This window comes from Yersinia sp. 2466 StPb PI, from assembly GCF_041538325.1.
GTDB classification, from domain to species: Bacteria; Pseudomonadota; Gammaproteobacteria; order Enterobacterales; family Enterobacteriaceae; genus Yersinia; species Yersinia enterocolitica_E.
This window is the reverse complement of the sequence record NZ_JAULSL010000001.1, coordinates 1790170-1809996: the sequence shown is the minus strand read 5'-3', so window position 1 is coordinate 1809996 and position 19827 is coordinate 1790170. Positions and strand designations below refer to the sequence as shown.

Genomic DNA, 19827 nt, shown 5'->3' with positions numbered 1-19827 from the left:
CCGCCTACCTGGCGGTTTTTTTGTTTCTATGCCACGCCCCTCAATCAGAGCCATGAATAGTAAAAATATAATATATAATCAATTAGATAGCTGGCGTTCATTCAACTCAGTCGGTTCATGCTTATAGTGAAAAGCAAAGACAAAAACAACCGCCAGTACGACAGTATAAGCAGCAAAAGATAACCAAATACTATTCCAATCTTTTACGCCATCGACCGTAAAGTAATCAACCACATGCCCGCTGCTTATCGCGCCAACATACGCCCCAACGCCGTTTACCATCGTCATAAACAAACCTTGTGCGCTGCCACGGATATTGTGGTCGACTTCTTTTTCGACATAAATCGCCCCTGAAATATTAAAGAAGTCAAAGGCGCAGCCATAGACCACCATGGATAACAGTAATAGAACAATGCCGCTGGCGGACGGGTCACCATAGGCAAACAAGGTGAAACGCAGAGTCCAGGCAATCATACTGATCATCATCACACGCTTAATACCAAAGCGAGATAAAAAGAAGGGAATGGTCAGAATGAAAAAGACTTCGGCAATTTGCGCCATCGATAACAAGAGCGACGGGTACTGCACCACGAGGCTATCCTGATAAAGTGGATTCTTGGCAAAATCGTGCAGGAATGGGCTGCTAAACGTATGGCTAATCTGTAATGAAGCACCCAGTAACATGGCGAATAAGAAGAAAATAGCCATCTTCTTTTGTTTAAACAAAACAAAAGCATCAAGCCCTAAAAGGTTAACCCATGAGCGATCTTTCTTAGCATTAGAGGTGGGGCAACTGGGTAATGAGAGTGCATACATAGCCAATACCAGCGCCGCACCTGAAGCAATATAGAGTTGAATATTGCTCAATTCAAAACCGGATAAACTGATAGCCCACATGGCAAAAATAAAACCCACCGTGCCAAAAACACGTACCGGCGGGAAATCTTTAATCGTATCCAGCCCGGCCTTTTCCAGACAGATATAAGAAATCGTATTCGCTAATGCAATTGTCGGCATATAAACCATCGCATTAAACAGCATCACTAAGAACATGATCTTAGGATCGGAAACATTGGCCGCAATTAGCAGCGCGACAGCACCCAATAGGTGGCAGCAGGCATAGAGAATATTGGCTTTAATCCAGCGGTCGGCAATAATACCGATAATGCTTGGCATTAAAATACAGGCAATTCCCTTCGCACCATAGACTAGCCCCACCTGCGCACCGGTAAAATGGAGGGTATTCATCATATAGGCACCCAAGGTCACCAGCCAGGCACCCCAGATAAAGAACTGGAGGAAGAACATAACTTTAAGCCGTTTTTTTATTATCATTTTTATTCTCCGTGATACAAAGGTGTCGAGGGAATATGATTTGCTTATTGAGTCTGTAGGGTACTTCCCTCTTCAGCGGTATCCCCTACTGCCTGCGAGCCGCAATGACGCCAATAGGGGACTAACCAAAAGGTTGATAGTGTATTTATCGAACGGCTGATGCTTTGCTTTTCAAAAAAGCTTCAATTAGTTTGGTGAAATTAACCGAGGCCAATTTGGCGCATTTTAAGGTTTGTTCGTGAGACAGAACCACATCAGACAAGCCTTCTGCCAGATTGGTAATTGCCGTTAACGCAATCACTTTTAAGCCGCAATGGGCCGCAGACAAAACCTCTGGCACCACCGACATCCCCACCACATCTCCCCCTATGATTTGCATCATGCGGATTTCGGCTGGCGTCTCAAAGCAAGGACCGGGATAGGAGACAAACACCCCTTCGGTCAGAGGGATATCAAGCTGTTGGGCAATCTTGGCCATCTCGGCACGCAAGCCTTTATCATAGGCATTCGCCAGGCTAAAGAAACGTGGGCCAAAACGGTCATCATTAGGCCCAACCAGCGGTGTTCCTGGCATGGTGTTGATGTGATCTTTAAGCATCACCACTGAACCCGGTAATACTTCTGGCCGTAATGAGCCGGCGGCGTTAGTACAGAATAAGAACTCGCATCCCATCAGTTTAAAGGTGCGTACCGGATTGGTCATAATGCTCATGCCTTGCCCTTCATAGAAGTGACCACGGCCTTTCATACACATCACAGCGACACCAAACAGCTCACCGAGAACCAATTCACCCGCATGCCCGTGCACCGAACTGACCGGGAAGCCGGGAATATCGGCATAACTGAGGGTGGTTTCATTGGTAATTTGTGCCACCAAATCGCCTAAGCCTGAGCCTAAAATAAACGCCGCCTGAGGCTTAAATCCGGGCTTTATTTTCTGAATATACGCGGCAGCCTGAAAGGGTAATTCACTGAAATCAGCATTACTGTTTGAATTTACTGTCGTCATAATAAAACCCCTTAATTATTTTTTATTTATCAAATAAACGGGTCATCCAATAAACCGGCTAAATAATAAATAGGTAGCGAGATAGATATTCCTCTCCATCATATGCAGGGGGTTATGACACAACCAATACTAAAATTCCGCTTATCCATACTGAAAAGGTAATGGTTCATGGTGCATTTCCACGCAATTATCGTCGATCACAAGAGGGTAATAAGTATGCACATGACAACAAAAATAGTTAAAGCACATCTGCAAATGCTGGGGTTTACCGCCCTGCTAGGAGGTTCTTTTATTGCCAGCGCCACCATCAGCAATGCCTTGCCCCCCATGGTTATCACTTGGTTAAGATATGCTATCGCCAGCTTGCTTTTTATGGTGTTACTGGTGAGTCAGAGGTTATTTAAATTACCTAAATTGCGCGATTTAGGCCGCTACACGTTAATTAGTTTGCCGCCATTACTCTATTTTGCTTGCATGATATTTTCACTACAGACCACCAGCGCATTAAATTCGAGTGCGTTATATACCACCGTGCCATTAATGAGCCTGATAATGAGCATGCTGTTACTCAAATCGAAATCGACATGGTCAGTGCTGGTGGCCTTATTAATGGGGATTTTAGGCGCGTTGCTTATTATTTTTAAGGGCGATTTATCTCAGCTTTTACATCTGTCGCTTATGCCGTCTGATTATTTATTCCTGTTCGGCTGCTTAGGAATGGCGCTTAATCCCATCGTAGTAAAGAAGTTACATCGTGGCGAACTGGCGTTGGTTCTCACTGGCTGGAGTTTGATCTGTGCCACGCTATTGTTAACCGCAGTCGTCGCCTATCAACTGCCAGAAATAGAATGGCGAAATATTAGCGTTATAACCTGGAGTGGGGTTTTCTATCTTGCAACCTTTGCCACCGCGTTAAGTTTCTTCCTGTTTCAAAAAGCTTGCATTGTGCTCTCTCCGGCCAAAGTATCAGGTTATGTATATCTGATACCGCTGTCGGTTATTGCGACCAATGTGGTGCTAGGGCAGGCAATAAATTGGCAGGAGATCGCCGCTGGGGTCACTTTAGTGGTTATTGCGATGGTCATGTTGGTTAAAGCTAAGTGACAGCGGCATTAAAATAACGCAAGCAACCGTTCCAGCGGCCGCGTCATGCTACCGGGATGATAAACGGCAAACAGATCAGCGGAGAGATTGTCTATCAGCGGGATGAATTTAATATTAGGCCATGGGATTTCCTGCATGCTTTCAGGAACCAGAGCGATGCCAAGATTGCTGTTTACAAAAGCCAGTTGGGTCTGTGGTTCATCAAATTGATAAATAGTCAGCGGCTTACAACCTGCGGCGAGGCAACTATTATATAAATTTTTGGAGTAGCCAGAGTTAGCAAAAGTGAGGAATATCAGGTTCTGGCCGGAGAGTTCTTTCAAAGTGAGCATTTTTTTATCTGCCAGCACGCTCTCATTAGACACCGCAACCGCAACCCGCTGCTTCTCAACGCACTGATAGACCAGCGCCGGGCTTTGCTCTAGGGAAGCACAACGCCAGAAGCCGATATCAAGCTTCTTACTTAATAGCGCTTCATACTGTTTGCTGGGCGGAAACTCATGCAAAGACCACGTGGTGTTAGGGTTAAGCGTTTTAAAAAGTTTGAATTTCTCTAATAATTGGTGCCAAAGCGCCGAACCAATAATGCCTATATTGAGGTGGCTTTGCTCATGGCGGGCAATATAAGACACACGGCTTAATGAGTTTTCTATATTCTCAAAGACTTCTTTCATCTCAGCCTGCATCATCTCACCCGCCAGAGTTAATACCACATTACGGCTGTCCCGGATAAATAAAGGGAAACCCAAAGCATCTTCCAGCTCTTTAATTTGCAGGCTTAACGGTGGTTGCGAGATATGAAGGCGTTCAGCGGCTTTTCCAAAGTGCAGTTCTTCTGATACGGCTAAGAAATAGCGGATCATTTTCAAATTGATACGACCGGAAAAAAGAAGCTTCTGCATGCCACTATCCAATTATGTTAATGCGTAACCTAACTTATCTTTTGATAATAACACTATCTGATTATTCAACGACTAAAAACCACCCGAACAATTCAAAACCATTCGAGTTGCAGGTAGATGTAGCCAATCCCCTGCAACTTCAAGGATAAAGGGAACACCCCCTGTAATTTCAAGGACGAAGGCCCCCCAAAGTCATTGTGATTACAGGTAGGCAGCAAGAGAATGAACCCCGATGAGCTTACTCATGTAAGTGATTCGGGTGACAAATCGGTCAGGAACCGATTTGAACGCCGCTTGCGGCGGCCTCAACGAGACGAGGCCCAAGGATGGGCCGAGTAATGAACGTAGCTAACACCCCCTGTAATTTCAAGGACTAAGGCCCCCAAAGTCATTGTGATTACAGGTAGGCAGCAAGAGAATGAACCCCGATGAGCTTACTCATGTAAGTGATTCGGGTGAATGAACGTAGCTAACACCCCTGTAATTTCAAGGACGAAGGGGGGTGGGTAATTCAATATTACTTTCAGCCAACAACCCCATATTATTATACATGGCACAGGCTGCATCCACTAAATGCATGGCAATTGCGGCGCCACTGCCCTCACCTAGCCGCATGCCCATTTGCAAGTATGGCTCGAGTTGCAGATGGCTTAGCGCAATGACTGCACCTTTTTCTGCTGATAGATGAGAGGGGATCAAATAGTCACGGACTCCCGGTGCGATACGGCAAGCCGCTAACGCAGAAGCATATGAGAGGAAACCATCCAACACCACTGGTAACCCCGCCGCCGCCGCACCAAGCATCACGCCGGTCATACCTACCAAATCAAAACCACCCACTTTCGCCAACACATCAATACCATCATTGGCATCTGGATGATTGGTTTCGATAGCACGGCGCACTACCGCCACTTTATGATGTAACTGCGCGCTAGGAAAATTCGCCCCAATCCCTACCACCAATTCAGGATCGCTGTCAGTAAACACGCTGACCATCGCCGCTGCTGGCGTAGTATTCGCCATACCCAACTCACCAACGCCAAACACTTTCACGCCTTCAGCCGCCTGCCGTAATGTCAGCAGTGCACTGGCACAAAGTAAATCCTCTGCCTGCTGGCGAGTCATTGCCGCTTCACGGGCGATATTGCCACTGCCACGCGCCACTTTCATATCCACCACACCGGGTAGCGTCTCGCTATCAATACCCACATCGACAATTTTTACTTCAACACCGGCATTAGCCGCTAGCACGCAAACACCTGTTACCCCCTTCACCATGTTCAACGCCTGAACCAGCGTGACCACTCGAGGTGAAATAGCCACGCCTTCATCGTAGACGCCATGATCTGCTGCCATCACAATAATTTGTTTGCGCTCAACCTGATGCCCGTATAACCCCCGCATTCCAGCCAGTTGAACCGCCAGTTGTTCCAGGCGACCTAAGCTACCTGGTGGTTTCAGTAAACCATCCAACCGCACCTGTGCTCGGGCCATCGCCTTGCTATCCAGCGGCGCAATCGTGCGCAGAATCGATGAAAGTGTTTGCATGTACTTAACCTCGTATTGCAGGCTGCCAAACAGCCCGACTGTTAAACGCACGCAGCGTGACAAATCCATCGTGGATCTCTAATACGCTGTATGCCCCCTGATCAAAATGAAAATGCCACATAGCCGCCGCTGGCATGGCCAGCAAACGAGCCAACATCAGGCTTAATACCCCTTGATGAGCAACCAGTAGCCGATTGTTATCACTACTTTGTGGTGAAGTACCCGACGCTAACAGCAGTGGCTGGATAACTTTTTCAACCCGGGCAGAGAACTGAGGGAATGACTCTCCTCCGGTGGGACTTGCCTGTTGCCAATCGGCCACCCATTGTGCCCATGCATCCGGGTCTTCCCGCTGTAAATCATGATGATGGCGCATTTCCCAGTCACCAAAATTCATTTCATTTAGTTGCCCGTCGCTATCGGCACTCACCCGGTGCCCGGCGAGTATGATGTCAGCGGTATGGCGGGCGCGCAGCAACTGGCTGCTGACGCCCTGACTAAAATCCACATCCGCTAACCAATCGGCCACCCATCCGGCCTGCTCCACGCCCTGTGGCGTTAGCGCCAAATCAGTCAGGCCGCAAAAAACGCCACGCAAATTGGCCTCGGTTTGCCCGTGGCGTACCAGAAAAAGTCGCATAGAATGACTCAATATTGAGATTATTCAGGAAATAACGCTGTTATTGCAAAGCAGCTACAACAGCGCCAGCAAAAACACCAACTCACCTATTTCGGCAGCCGCGCCCAACGTATCACCGGTTTGACCGCCTAAACGGCTACGCAGATAGATTGCCAACAACAGCACTACCGCCATGGTAATCACCAGTGCCAACAGCGCAGTCCCTTTCCCCAGTAACAGGGTAAGTATTGCGCCACCCACTAATGTGACGGCAGTTTGCCGGCCGGTAACTTTACCGATGTAAATATTGCCCAAGCCATTGCCTGCGCGGGCATAACGCTGGCGGTACATCAACAACACAATCACCGTACGCCCCGCCACTGAAGCTGCCATTAGTATTGCCAGCATCGGTACATCGCGCAGTGCCAGCTCACTCACCACCAGCACTTTCGCCACCACGATAAAAATCAAGGCTAAACCGCCGTTAGTCCCAAGGCGGCTATCACGCATGATCTCCAACATCTGCTCGCGTTTACGTGCGGAAAACACGCCATCGCAGGTATCTGCCAAACCATCAAGGTGGAAAGCGCCAGTGACCAGCGCCAGTGCCAGCACATAACCCAGTGCCGCTAACGGAATGCCACACCAAGGTACCAGTAGGGTAAAGACCAGCGCGCCGATGATACCGACAATCAGCCCGATCAGCGGGAAACCGATAATGCCGCGTTCGTACTGATCCATCGCCAACCCTTGCGTCCAGCGCTCTGGCACCGGAATCCGGGTCATAAACTGCAAGGTGGCGAGAAATAGACGCAGGCTCATTTAATTTTTACCTCAATGCCGGAAACCACCAGAAACACTTGGTCAGCGGCAGCAGCCAGGCGCTGATTGACCCGACCGGCGATATCGCGAAAATGTCGCGCTAAACGATTTTCAGGCACAATGCCCATCCCCAGTTCATTCGTCACCAAATAAATCGGTGCTGAACTTCGGGCACAGGCGGCCAGCAGATCGGTAATTTGTTGCTGAACCCCCACTTCAAGTAACGTGAAATCCATCTGCTCCGGCGGCGTATCACCGGCCTGTTCAAACAGCAGATTAGTGATAAGGGTGGTAATACACTCCAACATCACCGCTTCGCCGGGTTCCACTTGCTGATCCAACACTGCTCCCAGATCCCGATAACCTTCCCAGGTACGCCAGTGTGCCGGGCGACTGGCGCGATGTAACTCAACCCGCGCGGCCATTTCCACATCTGTTACCACTGAGGTGGCAATGTAAAACACCCGCTCAGCCGCCTGTGCCGCCAACCGTTCAGCCAGCGAACTTTTGCCGCTGCGCGCACCTCCGGTAATCAAAATCACTGCGCGCACTCCTGTCGATGTGTTTTCATTATTTTATAAATACTTTCAATATCAATATTTTGTCGCATATGTGCTGCCAGAATATCAAACTGTTGCTGCTTATGTTCGGCGTAATTCACCGTCACACCGTCAAACGCCGCCAGCCCTTTACGTTGGCGCAAATTGTCCAGCAGTGGGCGAGTGAAGTTGTGGCTGTCAAACAGGCCATGAATATAGCTGCCCAGCACACTGCCATCGGCGTTCACCGCCCCTTCCAACCATTGCTCCACTTGCCCGTTACGCAATGTCAATTGTGCGAAAGGCTTGGCGGCCGTTCCAAGCAGGGATGCACCCATATGAATTTCATAGCCTTCCAGTTGCTGCTCGCCGCAGCTTTCCAGCATCCCCGGCAGGCCCATCAGACAATAGCCACTGACCCGCGTGGTCACTTTGTCCTGTGCAAACTGCGTTTCCACATCCAGCAAACCAAGGCCCGCCATCTGTTCCAGGCCAGACTCCACACCATCAATAATACGTTTTCCCAACATCTGATAACCACCACAGATACCCAGCACCGGTACCTGATGTTGATGTTGTGCCAATAACGCGGCGGCCAGCCCACTGTGATGCAACCACTGTAAATCGCCCAAGGTATTTTTGCTGCCAGGCAGAATAATCAGATCCGGTTGCCCCAAGGCTGAGGGCTGCGAAACATAGCGCAGACGCACATCGGGCTGGGCCGCCAACGCATTAAAATCAGTAAAGTTGGCAATGTGTGGCAAGTGAATGACAGCGATATCCAGCGCTTTTTCCACCGCATCCTGATATTTGCCATTTTGTAATGCCACACCATCTTCATCTTCCAAATCAATATCTAGCCACGGCATTACCCCTAATACCGGCACATCCGTCAGCGCTTCAATCTGTTCCAACCCAGGTTTAAGCAGCGCAATGTCACCCCGAAACTTATTGATTATCACCCCTTTGACCCGCGCTTTTTCATGCGGATGCAACAGGGCCAAGGTGCCATAAATAGCCGCAAACACCCCACCGCGATCGATATCAGCCACCAATATCACCGGTGCATCGGCCATTGCCGCCATCCCCATATTGACGATATCGCGGTCACGCAGGTTAATTTCTGCCGGGCTACCCGCCCCTTCCAGCACCATGACGTCATATTCACGGGCTAAACTTTGGTAGACCTCGCTGATTTGTTGCTGCAATTGCGGCTTATATTGATGATATTCCACCGCATCCATATTGCAGGCAACTTTGCCCATCAGTACCACCTGCGCCTTACGGTCACTGGTGGGTTTGAGTAGTACCGGATTCATGCGCACATCAGGGGTGATGCCTGCGGCTTCTGCCTGAAAAATCTGTGCCCGCCCCATCTCCTCACCCTGTGGCGTAATACCTGAGTTGAGCGCCATATTCTGCGATTTAAACGGAGCACAACGATAGCCATCCTGCATAAAAATACGGCATAGCCCAGCCACCAATACGCTCTTACCTACATCAGATGCGGTACCTTGCACCATCACCGATAAACTCATTGCGCCTCCTCGGTTTCACGCTGACGCATCAACGCGAAAAGTTGTTCTTCCGTTTTGCATAACGGTAACCCTAGCTCGCAGTGCATTTTGACCAACCATGGCTGGATAAGCCCGGCAGCGCGCAGTTTATCCTGTTGCAGAAACACCTCGGTCGTTTCACCGGCCATCATTAAGCGACCATGAGATAAGACATACAGATAGTCACAAACCTTGTAGACCAAATCGATATCATGGCTGGAGAGAATAACCCGTTTCCCTTCTGCCACAATGCGTTCAATGATGGTAATCATGTGTTGACGCCCGGCCGGATCCAGCCCTGCGGTCGGCTCATCGAGTAACAGATACTCTGCTTCCATCACCAGTGCACCGGCAATTGCCACCCGCTTTTTCTGACCGTGACTAAGGTGCTGAATAGATTTATGGCGAAAACCCTGCGCATCAACCAGTGTCAGCGCCCGATCCACTCGCGCGGCGATCACCGTTTCCTCCACGCCGAGATTACGCAGGCTGAACGCGATATCACTGTCGATATCGGTATAAAAAATCTGCTGTTCCGGGTCTTGGAATACCGTTGTCACCCGTTGGCGTAGCTCTCGCAGGCTGGCCTTTTTATAACTCAGCGGCTCTCCTTGCCACAGCACAGTCCCGTGTTGGGGTTGCAAAATACCGGTCAGATTCATAAATAAGGTGGATTTGCCACAGCCATTGGCGCCCAAGACACCAGTGACCGCGTGCTGACTGAAATCCAGCGTCAGATCGTGCAATACCTGCTCATCCTGATAGCTGAAACCTAACTGTCTGGTGGCTAACATCAAATCCTGCCTTACAGGTGGAAATCACCCTGATAAAGTTTCATATCCAGCGAGATAACCATCTGTTGATAGCGAATCATCACGCGGGTAAATAGCATACTCACCAACATAGCCAGCGAATGGTAGCCAGTACGCAATGAGATATAACCAAACCGTAGGGACTGCGCATGATGGATAGCAGCAGCCTCTTCAGCCAAAATAAAAATAAAGCGCCAGGTCAGCAAAATTTGCTCAGTCAGCAAACGGGGGGCATGGCAGCGTTTAAGTATCTGAATAAGCTGTGGGAATGGCGTATTCAGCACAAACCAGAAAGTCGCGGCCAATGCAGCCAGGCTACGCCACAAGGTCTGATTGGCAGTGGTTAGACCGACTTTATCGATACCGAACCACCAATTACCGATTTGTATACTCCACCACATACTCTCCGGTTGACGAGAAAGGGATAACACAATGGTCACCAGCCCCACCAACAGGAATGACAGCGGAATAGCCAGCCAGCGCAGATAACGGCGCGGGCCAACGCGTAACAAGTAGCAGGTCAGCGCGGCGATAAATATCAGCAATAACGCCTGATAGAGCGGCGGGCTGAGCATCGCCAGCAACAGGAAAACGCCATACAGCACCAGTTTCCCTATTGGGTCAACCTGCCGCCAGCGGCTTTGATAACTTAGTTTATCAATCCCCAGCATGCTCACCGCGTTTCCCCCGGTAGTAACCCAAGATATAGAAAATCACCGCTGCGCCAATGGAACCTTGCAGCGTGAACAACAGACTCTCAATTTCACCACTGGCAGGTTCATATAATGGCTGGAACCAAGGCTCATAGTGCGGTGCCGTTTGCTGGATCAGCGCTTCAGCCTCTCCATCCGAGCCACCGTATTCGCCGCCGTGATTAATAAAGAACGGCATAATAACCAGTGCAATCACCATTGCCAGCAGGATCAGGGTCTTTTTCATGTTAGTGGCTCTCCGCGTGAATTAAGCGCCGTTTGGTCAATTGGTCGTAAATCATGACCGTCAATAACCCTTCAGCAATCGCAATCGGGATCTGGGTAATACAGAACACCCCCATAAACTTGATAACTGAACCGCTGATACCAAATTGTGGATCGGGGAACGCCAAGCCAAGTTGTACTGAGGTGACAAAATAAGTGGTTAAATCCGCTAACATGGCACAGAGGAAAACCCCAACATCGCGGCGTAATCCCGCTTTACAGGCCAATTTCCACACCAAATAACCCACTACCGGCCCGATCACCGCCATCGACATACCGTTAGCACCGAGCGTTGTCAGCCCGCCGTGTGCCAGCAATAGCGCCTGGAACAGCAGTACAATCGCCCCCAGCACCGCCACCACCACCGGCCCAAACAAGATGACAGCCAGCCCTACCCCTGTAGGGTGTGAGCAACTGCCGGTCACCGACGGAATTTTCAGTGCTGAGAGCACGAAAATAAACGCGCCACACAGCGCCAATAACACTTTCTGATTGCTGTCTTCAGCCACAATCTGCTTTAAGCGCACCAACCCCATAAACAGACATGGCAGAAACAATACCCACCAAGCCAGCGCCCACATCGGCGGCAGAAAACCTTCCATAATGTGCATGGCAAAAACGTCATTCGGTGCCAGCGTGAGCAAGATTGCCATTGCCACTCCGCTATAAGACAGTTTCTTTAACTCTTTTTCCATTTCCATTAGTTGCTCCAATCACTTTGGGGAGTAATTTAAAATTAATTAACCCTCTATTTAACTAACCTGTTATCCATTAACTCGTTGCTGCTTATTCACTAAAATGGTCGAGAAATAGGGCAATGGCTGGTCAGCGGCGATGCTATCAAGCTGACGCCAGCACACTTCGCCAGGCAATGAGGCTTCCGACATCAACAGCGCATGTGGGAACAGCTCCAACCGTGCCAGCAGCGCCTGGATCCGAGCAAAACGGCCATAGACTTTCATTAGCACCACACAGTCGTGATCCCGCAGTGCGCGCTCCAATTCGGCCTCCGGCGCGGTACAGGACATGATGGCCAGTGACTGCTGCTCCATCGCCAGCGGTAGCGCCGCACGCGAGGCAATGGCGGCAAATGAGGTTACGCCCGGTACGATTTCCAACCAATCAGGCCGCCCGATGCGTTCCAATAAAAACACCCACGTGCTGAATAACATGGCATCGCCGAGGGTGATAAATCCCACCTGACGGCCATTGGCCACTTCAGATTGCAACTGTTGTGCCACCTCATCCCATACCGCTTGCTTCTCACTATCATCAGCGCTCATAGGGAAATGACAGGTGCGGATTTCGGTATGTGGTGAAAGGTATTCGCGCACGATAGAGAGCGCCAGACTGTCGCCACCTTTGCGCCCGGCAGGCGCATACAGCACATCGAGTTTGGCTATCAGCCGTGCTGCGCGTACAGTAATTAAATCACTAGCACCTGGGCCAACACCCAATGCATAAAGTCTGCCGCTCATTACGCTGCCTCCTGCTGTTTTTGTTGTAAGGCTTGGTCCAGATGTTCGACAAACATTTGACGTATCAATGGGTTCTCACCCAATCCTTGTAACCAGGAGTGAGCACAGATACCGGCGGCCTCCAGTTGCGATTGCCATGAGTCCGGCTCATCAGAGGCCATATCGTTGATGGCATGATCACCTGCCACCAACATCAGCGGCATTAAGTGCACTTTACGCACCCCCTGCTGTTGCAGCCGGGTAATGATATGGCTGATTTCTGGATAACTCTCTACCGCGCCCACCAATGCCGGGAAATGCAGCGAGGTCATCAGATGATCCAGACAGGCATAGGCTGAAAAGGCATAATGGCTGGCACCGTGGCCCATAAAGACCACCCGCTCATCAGCGGCCAGCACCGGCATTTGAGCCTGTAACGCCACCAGCAGTTGTTGGTAATCGGCAAAACTGCTTAACAACGGCGTACCCAATACCAGACGATGGAAACAGTCGCTAAAGGTGCGCACTTCATTGGCAATTTTTTCGTATTCATCGCCGTTTATCACATGCAGCGATTGGATGGCGACATCCTGATAGCCCTGTTCAGCCAGGTGTTTTAGCGCCTCCCGTGGGTTGTTGATCAGCAAACCATCCCGTTTGCGCAATTTGCGGATGATCATCTCCGAGGTAAACGCGCGAAAAACATCACGATCGCTGTAAGCTGCCGCCAGTTGCTGCTCGCAAGCATCAATATTCTTTTGGCGGGTTTGTTCATAACTGGTGCCGAAACTGATCACCAACAGTGCTTTTTTCATTTTATTGCCCTCGTTGTTGCTGCCAGTGGATCAGATGTTGGCTAAATTCATCTAATGACGTCACTTGCTGACCGATACCGCCCAATACCACGCTGGCGGGGCGACACACCACAATGCAGGGGATATTCAGTGCCAGACAGGGGGCAACTTTTTCCTGATATCCCCCCTGGGCACCGGACTCTTTAGTGATAACCACATCCGGCTGGCAAAACTCATACAGTGCCTGATTGAAAGACGCGCTGAATGGCCCGCGCAGCGCAATAATGTGGTCAACCCCCAGCCCCAGCGCCTCACATTGGTTCAGCACTTGCGCCGTGGGCAGCACCCGAACCAGTAAGGTTTTACCCACCAGCCCACGTTGATATTCAGCCAACTGCTTGCTGCCAGTCGTGAGTAACACCCGCGGCCCCAGCCGTTTGGCCACCTCACAGGCCGCAGCAACGCTATCGACCTTGTGCAGCAGAGGGTGGCTCAGAACATCAATTTCACTTGGCCGTTGATAACGGGTCAGCGTGACATTTGACTGTTCGCAGGCCGCCACCACATTGTCACTGAGCATGCAGGCATAAGGATGCGAGGCATCAACCACCCACTGGACCTGTCTGGTCGCCAAAAAATCAGCCATCTGCCCTGCATCCATCCGCCCAACCATGACCTCACCGCCAATATCTCCCGCCAGTTGTTTACCGGCATCAGTGGCAACCGACAGGCTATAGCGTTGCTCTGCGGCATCCAGCAATTGGCAAATCAGCCGCGCATCACTGGTACCGCCAAAGACATGAATCGGTGGATAAGGGTGATGGCCCATCACAATGAATAGCCCCGTGGCGTGATCATCAGCCCATCACGGCAATAGGTCGCCTGATTACCGACGATCACCAGACTGGTCATATCCACCGGTTCGAAATCCATCTCACCCAGCGTAGTGATCCATTTCTCCTGTTTTTTACGCCCGGCGGCTTTCACTACCCCGACTGGCGTTTCAGGCCGCTTCCACGGCTGCATTAACTCAAACGCGCGGGCCAGATGCCCTTCACGGCCACGGCTGCGTGGGTTATAGAAACAGATAACAAAATCAGCCTGCGCTGCCGCGATAATGCGCTTTTCGATCACCGCCCACGGCGTCATCAAATCACTCAGGCTGATATGACAAAAATCATGCATTAGCGGCGCACCGAGTAACGAGGCAGCAGCAATACTGGCGGTGATCCCCGCCACCAACCGCACCTCCAACTCCAATTTTTGTTGCGTTACCAGCTCCAGCACCAAGCCCGCCATACCATAGATCCCGGCATCACCACTGCTGATAAGCGCCACGTTATGGCCCGCCAGCGCCAGATCAATGGCGGTTTGGCAGCGCTCTATCTCTTTACACATGCCGGTTTTGATCACCTGCTTATCCCCGGTCAAGGGTTTCACCAGATGGGTATAGGTTTTATAACCGACGATAATTTCCGCGTCGCGGATTGCGGCGATAGCTTCCTGCGTCATCATCGATTCACTGCCCGGCCCGATGCCAATTACGGTTAACATTAATGCGATACTCCCAGAGTGATGGTGACGCCCTGCTGACGCAGAGTATTGCCAACCAATTTACCGTCGCTCATCAGCCAGGCGACCGGTTGTGAAACGCTGCCGACACCCACCGTTTGGCGGACAAAATCAGAAGCAGGGAAACGTTGCTCATGGCGGCTCAGTTCGCCGACACTGAACAGTTCGAACGGTACTCGCCAGCACTGAGCCAATTGATGTAGCGCGGGTTCATCTTTTTTGATAGTGACACTGCCAATAGCCCGCAGCGCCATGAGGTCAAAGTGATTCTCGGCCATTTGCTGTTGTAACAATTCAACCAAGGTTTGCAGCGAGGTGGCCCGGCGGCAACCGATACCCGCGACCACCCGGCGTGGCACCAGTTTGTACACCGGTAACGGTAATGGAGGCAGGCTGTCGCGCAACGTGACACAAACTATCGCATCCAGTTTTGGCAATTGATCCAGCGAATCAACCGCTACAAAACCACGAGTGTCACAGCGTTCACGCTCAGCCAGCAGAGGCGTATCCCACCACAAACCCACTTTTTGTTCGCTGACCAACATTTGATTGACCACTTTGACGGCGTGACGAAAATCCTGCATTTCGCCGTCCAGTTGGGTCGCCAGCGTATCCAATGCCGCCATCTGGTTAACGTCGGTTGCCGTGGTTATCACCGGATCGGCCCCGAGAATGCCCGCCAAATAACGGGTTAAGGTATTGCCGCCCCCCACGTGACCAGACAACAGACTAATGACATGTTGCCCACGCTCATCAATCACCACCACCGCCGGATCACTCATTTTGTCATTCACCAACGGGGCGATAACCCGCACTGTCAGGCCGATAGCCCCGACCACCACCAGTGCCGAATACTGTTTAAATGCCTCACGGAGGGTGTCGCCAAAACTGCCATTGAACGGCAGAAAACCCGGTTCCAACAGTTTTTCACTGGTAAAGCAGGTCAGCGGCAAGTGGGTCTGCAAACGCCGCGCCAACCGCACCCCGCCCGGAGTCAGGCAAAATACCGCTATGGATTCAGGCTTGACGATATTCATGGCTAAACCCCGCATCATAGAGTTTGGAATAGTGGTATTCATCGCCGAGGAACGCCCCCACCAAAATCAGTGCAGTTTTATGAATAGCAGCGGCGCGAACCAATTCGGCGATATCAGCCAGCGTACCGCGCACAGTGCGGCTTTCAGCCCATGTCGCTTTGTACACCACCGCAACAGGAGTCGTCGCTGGGTATCCGCCAGCAATCAAACGTTCAGCTACGCGGTCCATCTCTTGCACTGACAAGAAAATCGCCATCGACGTTTGGTGCGCGGCAAACGCCTCCAGTTGCTCCAGCGGCGGCATCGGGGTTCGCCCTTCGATTCGGGTAATAATCAAGCTCTGCGCCACTTCCGGTACGGTGTATTCCACCCCCAGTTGCGCTGCTGCGCCAAGAAAAGCACTGACACCCGGTACCGACACAAAACCAATACCGTGCTCACTCAACACCTCCCCCTGCTCACGGATCGAACCATATAAAGAGAGGTCACCGGTTTGTAATCGCACCACCAACTTGCCAGCCCGCACACCATCAACCATCAGTGTGATGATCTGTTCCAAATTCAAACCCGCGCTATCGTGGCATTGCGCCTCTGGCGAGCAATATTCCAGCAGTTCGGTATTGATCAGCGAGCCGGCGTAGATAACCACCTCTGCTTGCTGTAACAACCGGTAGCCTTTCAGGGTGATCAACTCTTTGTCGCCCGGCCCTGCACCGACAAACCAGATTTTTTGTGTATCCCAGGGTTGTAGTACCGCTGTTGATGCAGCATCAGGATGCTCAGACATTGCGCGCCTCCTTGTGGCAGGAAATAAGATAAGTAGGATTATTAGGTTTAAAATAGTGCCCGCTGCCCAAAGGGGTCAGGGTGGAGAGTTGCAATTGCACGCAATCTAACTGACTGACAGCGCAGTGCTGTAAGTGAGCCAACGCGTCATTAAGGTTATTGAGCAAAATAAAGGTCAGTACCAAACGGCCATCGGGCTTAAGTGTCATCAGCGCCCAATCAATCAGATCGGTTAAATGCCCGCCGCTGCCACCAATAAAAATGGCATCGGCTGCGGCCGTATTAGGCAAGGGGGCAACGCCTGCGATGATCGCCACGTTGTGGCAACCCAGCCGCTGGCGGTTTTCGCTAATCAGTTCCAGTGCCGCTGGGTTGCGCTCAATCGCGGTGACCTGCAAATCGGGGAAGCGCAGTGCCGCCTCCAACGCCACACTGCCCGTCCCGGCGCCCACATCAATCAGGTGGCCATAACAAGGCAACTCCAGCCGTTCCAGTGCCAATGCGCGCACCGCTTCTTTGGTCATCGGGACTTTTTGCCCACGTAAGAACAGATCATCTCTCATTGAGGATCACCACCACATTCATGTCATAACGCGCCGCTACCTGTTGTTGCGACAGACGGTGAATACGTTCATTGGGTTGTGACAGGTTTTCACCGATAATCAAGGTGCGGGACAGACCACGCTGATGTAATGCATCGGCGATGGCACGCGGGCCGATAATGCTGTCAGTCACCATCGCCACCTTGTCATGCTGGAAAATCCAGTCAAAATCGGGTACCCGCCCGTGGCTGCTGGTAAGAAAAAGGTCATTCATATCCAGCGCCACTTTGGCACACAGATATTGAATAGCGCTGATGCCGGGCACGATATGTAGCTCGTCAGTGCCGAAGTTCGCCGCCAGCAGTTTGCCAATGCCATACAGCAGAGGATCACCGGAAGCCAGTACCACAATGGCGCGAGTTTTGTTGCTATCCAGCCACTCCAGTAACCCCAGCAGATCCGCATCTAACAAGCGGGACTCACGAACATTGCTGCTAAATGTTGCCAGATGGCGCTTCCCGCCCACCAATACCTCAGCCTGGCTGATAGCCCACTGGGCTTCAGGGGTCAGATAGTCGATATCACCTGGGCCGATGCCAACAACTGTAATCATCGCAATGCCTCCACAATCTCATCCAGAGGCCGACTGCTGCCTAACACCTGATTATCGAAAGAGAATAAAATCGCATCGCACTGCGGCGGATTAACGGAGAAACGCATCATTTCAGCAATTCGCTCACAGATACGTTCGGCAATACGGCTGTAGACCGCCTGCCACCCCTGCTCAGCAATCAATTCCATCGCCGCTTCAGTGGTATTGCACTGATTCACTTCAAGCAGTAGCGCATGCGGCGCCCCCATCAGCGCCAGATGGGCAACCAATGTTTCCATACGCCCATCCGCGATATGGCTGTGGGTATGGAAGATACCGGCGGCCACTTTCACTAATTTGCCGGGATGCCCTACCAGCAGCACCTGACGAAAGCCCAGTCGCACGGTTTCCTGCAACATATAACCGACGAAATTACTCATGGTCACCACCCGCTGGCTGTCGAGGCCCAGATGGTCGCGAACAAAGCGCTCGCCATGATTGCCCGGTACCAGAATGACGCGATCTTCACCCGCCGCGCGCTTCATCTCCAATTCCAATGCCAGCGAGCGTTTCCAGCTCTCTTCCGACATCGGTGTCACAATGCCGGTAGTGCCGATGATGGAAATGCCACCGAGGATCCCCAACCGCCCGTTATAGGTTTTTTTCGCCCGCTCTTGCCCTTCGGGAGCAAAGATCTCTATTTCAGCACCGCGTAACGGGCCGATGACCTCGCGCACTGCTGCCTCGATGGTTTGGCGTGGCGTACGATTAATGGCTGAGCTGCCGACGGGGAGGCCAATACCTTTACGGCTCACTGTCCCGACCCCTTCGCCACCACGCAGAGTAATTTCCGTCTGTTCACGCAGCGTGACGCGAGCAAAAATCAGCATGCCGTGGGTAGCATCAACATCATCACCACCATCTTTGCGGATGGCCGCCGTAGCTTGCTGGCCCTCAATGAGGGGTTGTTCTACATTCAGGCATAACGTGACACCGGAAGGCGTCACAATTGAAATCTGGTCAATCACTTGCTGGCGCAACACCATTAGCGCCGCCACTTTAGCCGCCGCCGTCGCACAAGAACCGGTGGTGTAACCTTTGCGATATTGTTTGCCGTTATGCCAAATGCTGTCTAATTGCTGGTTTTGCAGCATCTGACTGTCATTGACAGTAGCCTCACTCATAGCGCCCCCCGCAACTGATAGAGGATGGCATTGATGATGGCTGCTGCCACATTGCTGCCCCCTTTGCGCCCAAGTGCTGCAATGCATGGCAGGTCACTGGCAACCAAGGCATCTTTGGATTCAGCCGCCCCGACAAACCCCACCGGTACACCAATGACCGCGATCGGTGTGGCGTGGCGTTCCAACAAGCGGAATAACGCAGTCGGGGCATTACCAAAGACAAACAGCTTTTCTCCTGACTCTGCCAGAGCAACATCCACTGCGGCCATCGAGCGAGTAATACCCTGTAGCGGCGCACTCTCCACCACCCGTGGGTCACTGATGTAGCAACGGCATTCGCATCCCATCTGCTTTAACAGCACTTTGTTGATACCGGACATCGCCATCGTAGTATCGGTATAAAGGGTGCAACCCCGGCGGATACCCTCGGCAATATGGGTTAGTACCTGCGGTGAGAAATGCAGAATATCCAGCCAATCAAAATCCGCCGTGGTATGGATAACCCGCTTGATCACCGCTTCTTGCATCTCACTGACAAAGCGAAAGTCCGGGTGCTCATCGGCAATAATGTCACCGATGATGGCAAAACTGTTTTGCTCTATTTCCTGCGGGTTCTTTATATAGTTCATCAGGTTATCCT

The 19827-nt window shown here is 51.4% G+C and carries 23 protein-coding genes; 1 reads left to right on the top strand and 22 read right to left on the bottom strand.

What is annotated here, in order from left to right; all coding sequences use genetic code 11:
• Positions 1–78: 78 nt before the first annotated feature.
• Together Q2T72_RS08185 and xapA are read right to left on the bottom strand one after the other, a co-directional pair.
• Positions 79–1335 (bottom strand): nucleoside permease, encoded by a 1257-nt coding sequence (locus tag Q2T72_RS08185; RefSeq protein ID WP_372568938.1) that lies wholly within the window; start codon positions 1333–1335, stop codon positions 79–81.
• A 145-nt stretch (positions 1336–1480) separates the two neighbouring features.
• On the bottom strand, positions 1481–2344 hold the full coding sequence (gene xapA / locus Q2T72_RS08180) for a xanthosine phosphorylase (protein WP_083159252.1): 864 nt from the start codon (positions 2342–2344) through the stop codon (positions 1481–1483).
• A 255-nt stretch (positions 2345–2599) separates the two neighbouring features.
• On the opposite strand from xapA, the gene Q2T72_RS08175 reads away from it, so the two are divergent.
• Entirely contained in the window at positions 2600–3448 is an 849-nt protein-coding gene (locus Q2T72_RS08175; RefSeq protein WP_372569871.1) for a DMT family transporter, read from the top strand.
• Between the two features lie 8 nt (positions 3449–3456).
• On the opposite strand, the gene Q2T72_RS08170 is transcribed toward Q2T72_RS08175, so the two are convergent.
• From Q2T72_RS08170 to Q2T72_RS08075, 20 genes are all read right to left on the bottom strand, one after another.
• On the bottom strand, positions 3457–4350 hold the full coding sequence (locus Q2T72_RS08170) for a LysR family transcriptional regulator (protein ID WP_083159253.1): 894 nt from the start codon (positions 4348–4350) through the stop codon (positions 3457–3459).
• 486 nt (positions 4351–4836) lie between these two features.
• Entirely contained in the window at positions 4837–5898 is a 1062-nt protein-coding gene (gene cobT / locus Q2T72_RS08165) for a nicotinate-nucleotide--dimethylbenzimidazole phosphoribosyltransferase (RefSeq protein WP_372568937.1), read from the bottom strand.
• Positions 5899–5902: 4 nt separating this feature from the next.
• Positions 5903–6538 (bottom strand): adenosylcobalamin/alpha-ribazole phosphatase, encoded by a 636-nt coding sequence (locus Q2T72_RS08160; protein ID WP_083159255.1) that lies wholly within the window; start codon positions 6536–6538, stop codon positions 5903–5905.
• A 54-nt stretch (positions 6539–6592) separates the two neighbouring features.
• Positions 6593–7339 (bottom strand): adenosylcobinamide-GDP ribazoletransferase, encoded by a 747-nt coding sequence (cobS, locus tag Q2T72_RS08155; RefSeq protein WP_083159256.1) that lies wholly within the window; start codon positions 7337–7339, stop codon positions 6593–6595.
• Positions 7336–7881, bottom strand: a complete 546-nt coding sequence (gene cobU, locus Q2T72_RS08150; RefSeq protein WP_042569508.1) for a bifunctional adenosylcobinamide kinase/adenosylcobinamide-phosphate guanylyltransferase — start codon at positions 7879–7881, stop codon at positions 7336–7338. The genes cobS and cobU overlap by 4 nt, the downstream gene beginning before the upstream one ends.
• Positions 7878–9416: a cobyric acid synthase gene (locus Q2T72_RS08145; RefSeq protein WP_372568936.1), complete on the bottom strand. Its 1539-nt coding sequence runs from the start codon at positions 9414–9416 to the stop codon at positions 7878–7880. Before Q2T72_RS08145 ends, cobU begins: the two co-directional genes overlap by 4 nt.
• On the bottom strand, positions 9413–10228 hold the full coding sequence (locus tag Q2T72_RS08140) for an ATP-binding cassette domain-containing protein (protein ID WP_083159258.1): 816 nt from the start codon (positions 10226–10228) through the stop codon (positions 9413–9415). Before Q2T72_RS08140 ends, Q2T72_RS08145 begins: the two co-directional genes overlap by 4 nt.
• 11 nt (positions 10229–10239) lie before the next feature.
• Positions 10240–10917 carry an energy-coupling factor ABC transporter transmembrane protein gene (locus tag Q2T72_RS08135; protein ID WP_032906397.1) on the bottom strand — a complete coding sequence of 226 codons (678 nt, stop codon included), beginning with the start codon at positions 10915–10917 and terminating at the stop codon, positions 10240–10242.
• On the bottom strand, positions 10904–11185 hold the full coding sequence (locus Q2T72_RS08130; RefSeq protein ID WP_005185363.1) for an energy-coupling factor ABC transporter substrate-binding protein: 282 nt from the start codon (positions 11183–11185) through the stop codon (positions 10904–10906). Before Q2T72_RS08130 ends, Q2T72_RS08135 begins: the two co-directional genes overlap by 14 nt.
• 1 nt (position 11186) lies before the next feature.
• Positions 11187–11924, bottom strand: a complete 738-nt coding sequence (gene cbiM / locus Q2T72_RS08125) for a cobalt ECF transporter S component CbiM (protein WP_005185360.1) — start codon at positions 11922–11924, stop codon at positions 11187–11189.
• A gap of 63 nt (positions 11925–11987) precedes the next feature.
• Entirely contained in the window at positions 11988–12701 is a 714-nt protein-coding gene (locus Q2T72_RS08120; protein WP_372558502.1) for a cobalt-factor II C(20)-methyltransferase, read from the bottom strand.
• Positions 12701–13495 (bottom strand): sirohydrochlorin cobaltochelatase, encoded by a 795-nt coding sequence (locus tag Q2T72_RS08115; RefSeq protein WP_083159260.1) that lies wholly within the window; start codon positions 13493–13495, stop codon positions 12701–12703. Before Q2T72_RS08115 ends, Q2T72_RS08120 begins: the two co-directional genes overlap by 1 nt.
• 1 nt (position 13496) lies before the next feature.
• The gene (locus tag Q2T72_RS08110) at positions 13497–14303 is read right to left on the bottom strand and encodes a cobalt-precorrin-6A reductase (RefSeq protein ID WP_372569870.1); all 807 of its coding nucleotides are present in this window, start codon (positions 14301–14303) and stop codon (positions 13497–13499) included.
• On the bottom strand, positions 14303–15028 hold the full coding sequence (locus Q2T72_RS08105; RefSeq protein ID WP_372568935.1) for a precorrin-3B C(17)-methyltransferase: 726 nt from the start codon (positions 15026–15028) through the stop codon (positions 14303–14305). The genes Q2T72_RS08110 and Q2T72_RS08105 overlap by 1 nt, the downstream gene beginning before the upstream one ends.
• Positions 15028–16083: a cobalt-precorrin 5A hydrolase gene (cbiG, locus tag Q2T72_RS08100; RefSeq protein WP_372568934.1), complete on the bottom strand. Its 1056-nt coding sequence runs from the start codon at positions 16081–16083 to the stop codon at positions 15028–15030. The genes Q2T72_RS08105 and cbiG overlap by 1 nt, the downstream gene beginning before the upstream one ends.
• Complete coding sequence (locus Q2T72_RS08095; RefSeq protein ID WP_372568933.1) at positions 16064–16870, bottom strand: cobalt-precorrin-4 methyltransferase; 807 nt, start codon at positions 16868–16870, stop codon at positions 16064–16066. The genes cbiG and Q2T72_RS08095 overlap by 20 nt, the downstream gene beginning before the upstream one ends.
• Positions 16863–17432 (bottom strand): decarboxylating cobalt-precorrin-6B (C(15))-methyltransferase, encoded by a 570-nt coding sequence (locus Q2T72_RS08090; protein WP_083159262.1) that lies wholly within the window; start codon positions 17430–17432, stop codon positions 16863–16865. Before Q2T72_RS08090 ends, Q2T72_RS08095 begins: the two co-directional genes overlap by 8 nt.
• Positions 17422–18024: a cobalt-precorrin-7 (C(5))-methyltransferase gene (locus tag Q2T72_RS08085; RefSeq protein WP_083159263.1), complete on the bottom strand. Its 603-nt coding sequence runs from the start codon at positions 18022–18024 to the stop codon at positions 17422–17424. The genes Q2T72_RS08090 and Q2T72_RS08085 overlap by 11 nt, the downstream gene beginning before the upstream one ends.
• Complete coding sequence (gene cbiD / locus Q2T72_RS08080) at positions 18021–19187, bottom strand: cobalt-precorrin-5B (C(1))-methyltransferase CbiD (RefSeq protein ID WP_083159264.1); 1167 nt, start codon at positions 19185–19187, stop codon at positions 18021–18023. Before cbiD ends, Q2T72_RS08085 begins: the two co-directional genes overlap by 4 nt.
• Entirely contained in the window at positions 19184–19816 is a 633-nt protein-coding gene (locus Q2T72_RS08075; protein ID WP_083159265.1) for a cobalt-precorrin-8 methylmutase, read from the bottom strand. The genes cbiD and Q2T72_RS08075 overlap by 4 nt, the downstream gene beginning before the upstream one ends.
• Positions 19817–19827: the final 11 nt, after the last annotated feature.

Coding starts and splice junctions, on each gene's coding strand:
- Q2T72_RS08185 (WP_372568938.1), bottom strand. CDS start 1,335: ATGATAATAAAAAAACGGCTTAAAGTTATGTTCTTCCTCCAGTTCTTT.
- xapA (WP_083159252.1), bottom strand. CDS start 2,344: ATGACGACAGTAAATTCAAACAGTAATGCTGATTTCAGTGAATTACCC.
- Q2T72_RS08175 (WP_372569871.1), top strand. CDS start 2,600: ATGCTGGGGTTTACCGCCCTGCTAGGAGGTTCTTTTATTGCCAGCGCC.
- Q2T72_RS08170 (WP_083159253.1), bottom strand. CDS start 4,350: ATGCAGAAGCTTCTTTTTTCCGGTCGTATCAATTTGAAAATGATCCGC.
- cobT (WP_372568937.1), bottom strand. CDS start 5,898: ATGCAAACACTTTCATCGATTCTGCGCACGATTGCGCCGCTGGATAGC.
- Q2T72_RS08160 (WP_083159255.1), bottom strand. CDS start 6,538: ATGCGACTTTTTCTGGTACGCCACGGGCAAACCGAGGCCAATTTGCGT.
- cobS (WP_083159256.1), bottom strand. CDS start 7,339: ATGAGCCTGCGTCTATTTCTCGCCACCTTGCAGTTTATGACCCGGATT.
- Q2T72_RS08145 (WP_372568936.1), bottom strand. CDS start 9,416: ATGAGTTTATCGGTGATGGTGCAAGGTACCGCATCTGATGTAGGTAAG.
- Q2T72_RS08140 (WP_083159258.1), bottom strand. CDS start 10,228: ATGTTAGCCACCAGACAGTTAGGTTTCAGCTATCAGGATGAGCAGGTA.
- Q2T72_RS08135 (WP_032906397.1), bottom strand. CDS start 10,917: ATGCTGGGGATTGATAAACTAAGTTATCAAAGCCGCTGGCGGCAGGTT.
- Q2T72_RS08130 (WP_005185363.1), bottom strand. CDS start 11,185: ATGAAAAAGACCCTGATCCTGCTGGCAATGGTGATTGCACTGGTTATT.
- cbiM (WP_005185360.1), bottom strand. CDS start 11,924: ATGGAAATGGAAAAAGAGTTAAAGAAACTGTCTTATAGCGGAGTGGCA.
- Q2T72_RS08120 (WP_372558502.1), bottom strand. CDS start 12,701: ATGAGCGGCAGACTTTATGCATTGGGTGTTGGCCCAGGTGCTAGTGAT.
- Q2T72_RS08115 (WP_083159260.1), bottom strand. CDS start 13,495: ATGAAAAAAGCACTGTTGGTGATCAGTTTCGGCACCAGTTATGAACAA.
- Q2T72_RS08110 (WP_372569870.1), bottom strand. CDS start 14,303: ATGGGCCATCACCCTTATCCACCGATTCATGTCTTTGGCGGTACCAGT.
- Q2T72_RS08105 (WP_372568935.1), bottom strand. CDS start 15,028: ATGTTAACCGTAATTGGCATCGGGCCGGGCAGTGAATCGATGATGACG.
- cbiG (WP_372568934.1), bottom strand. CDS start 16,083: ATGAATATCGTCAAGCCTGAATCCATAGCGGTATTTTGCCTGACTCCG.
- Q2T72_RS08095 (WP_372568933.1), bottom strand. CDS start 16,870: ATGTCTGAGCATCCTGATGCTGCATCAACAGCGGTACTACAACCCTGG.
- Q2T72_RS08090 (WP_083159262.1), bottom strand. CDS start 17,432: ATGAGAGATGATCTGTTCTTACGTGGGCAAAAAGTCCCGATGACCAAA.
- Q2T72_RS08085 (WP_083159263.1), bottom strand. CDS start 18,024: ATGATTACAGTTGTTGGCATCGGCCCAGGTGATATCGACTATCTGACC.
- cbiD (WP_083159264.1), bottom strand. CDS start 19,187: ATGAGTGAGGCTACTGTCAATGACAGTCAGATGCTGCAAAACCAGCAA.
- Q2T72_RS08075 (WP_083159265.1), bottom strand. CDS start 19,816: ATGAACTATATAAAGAACCCGCAGGAAATAGAGCAAAACAGTTTTGCC.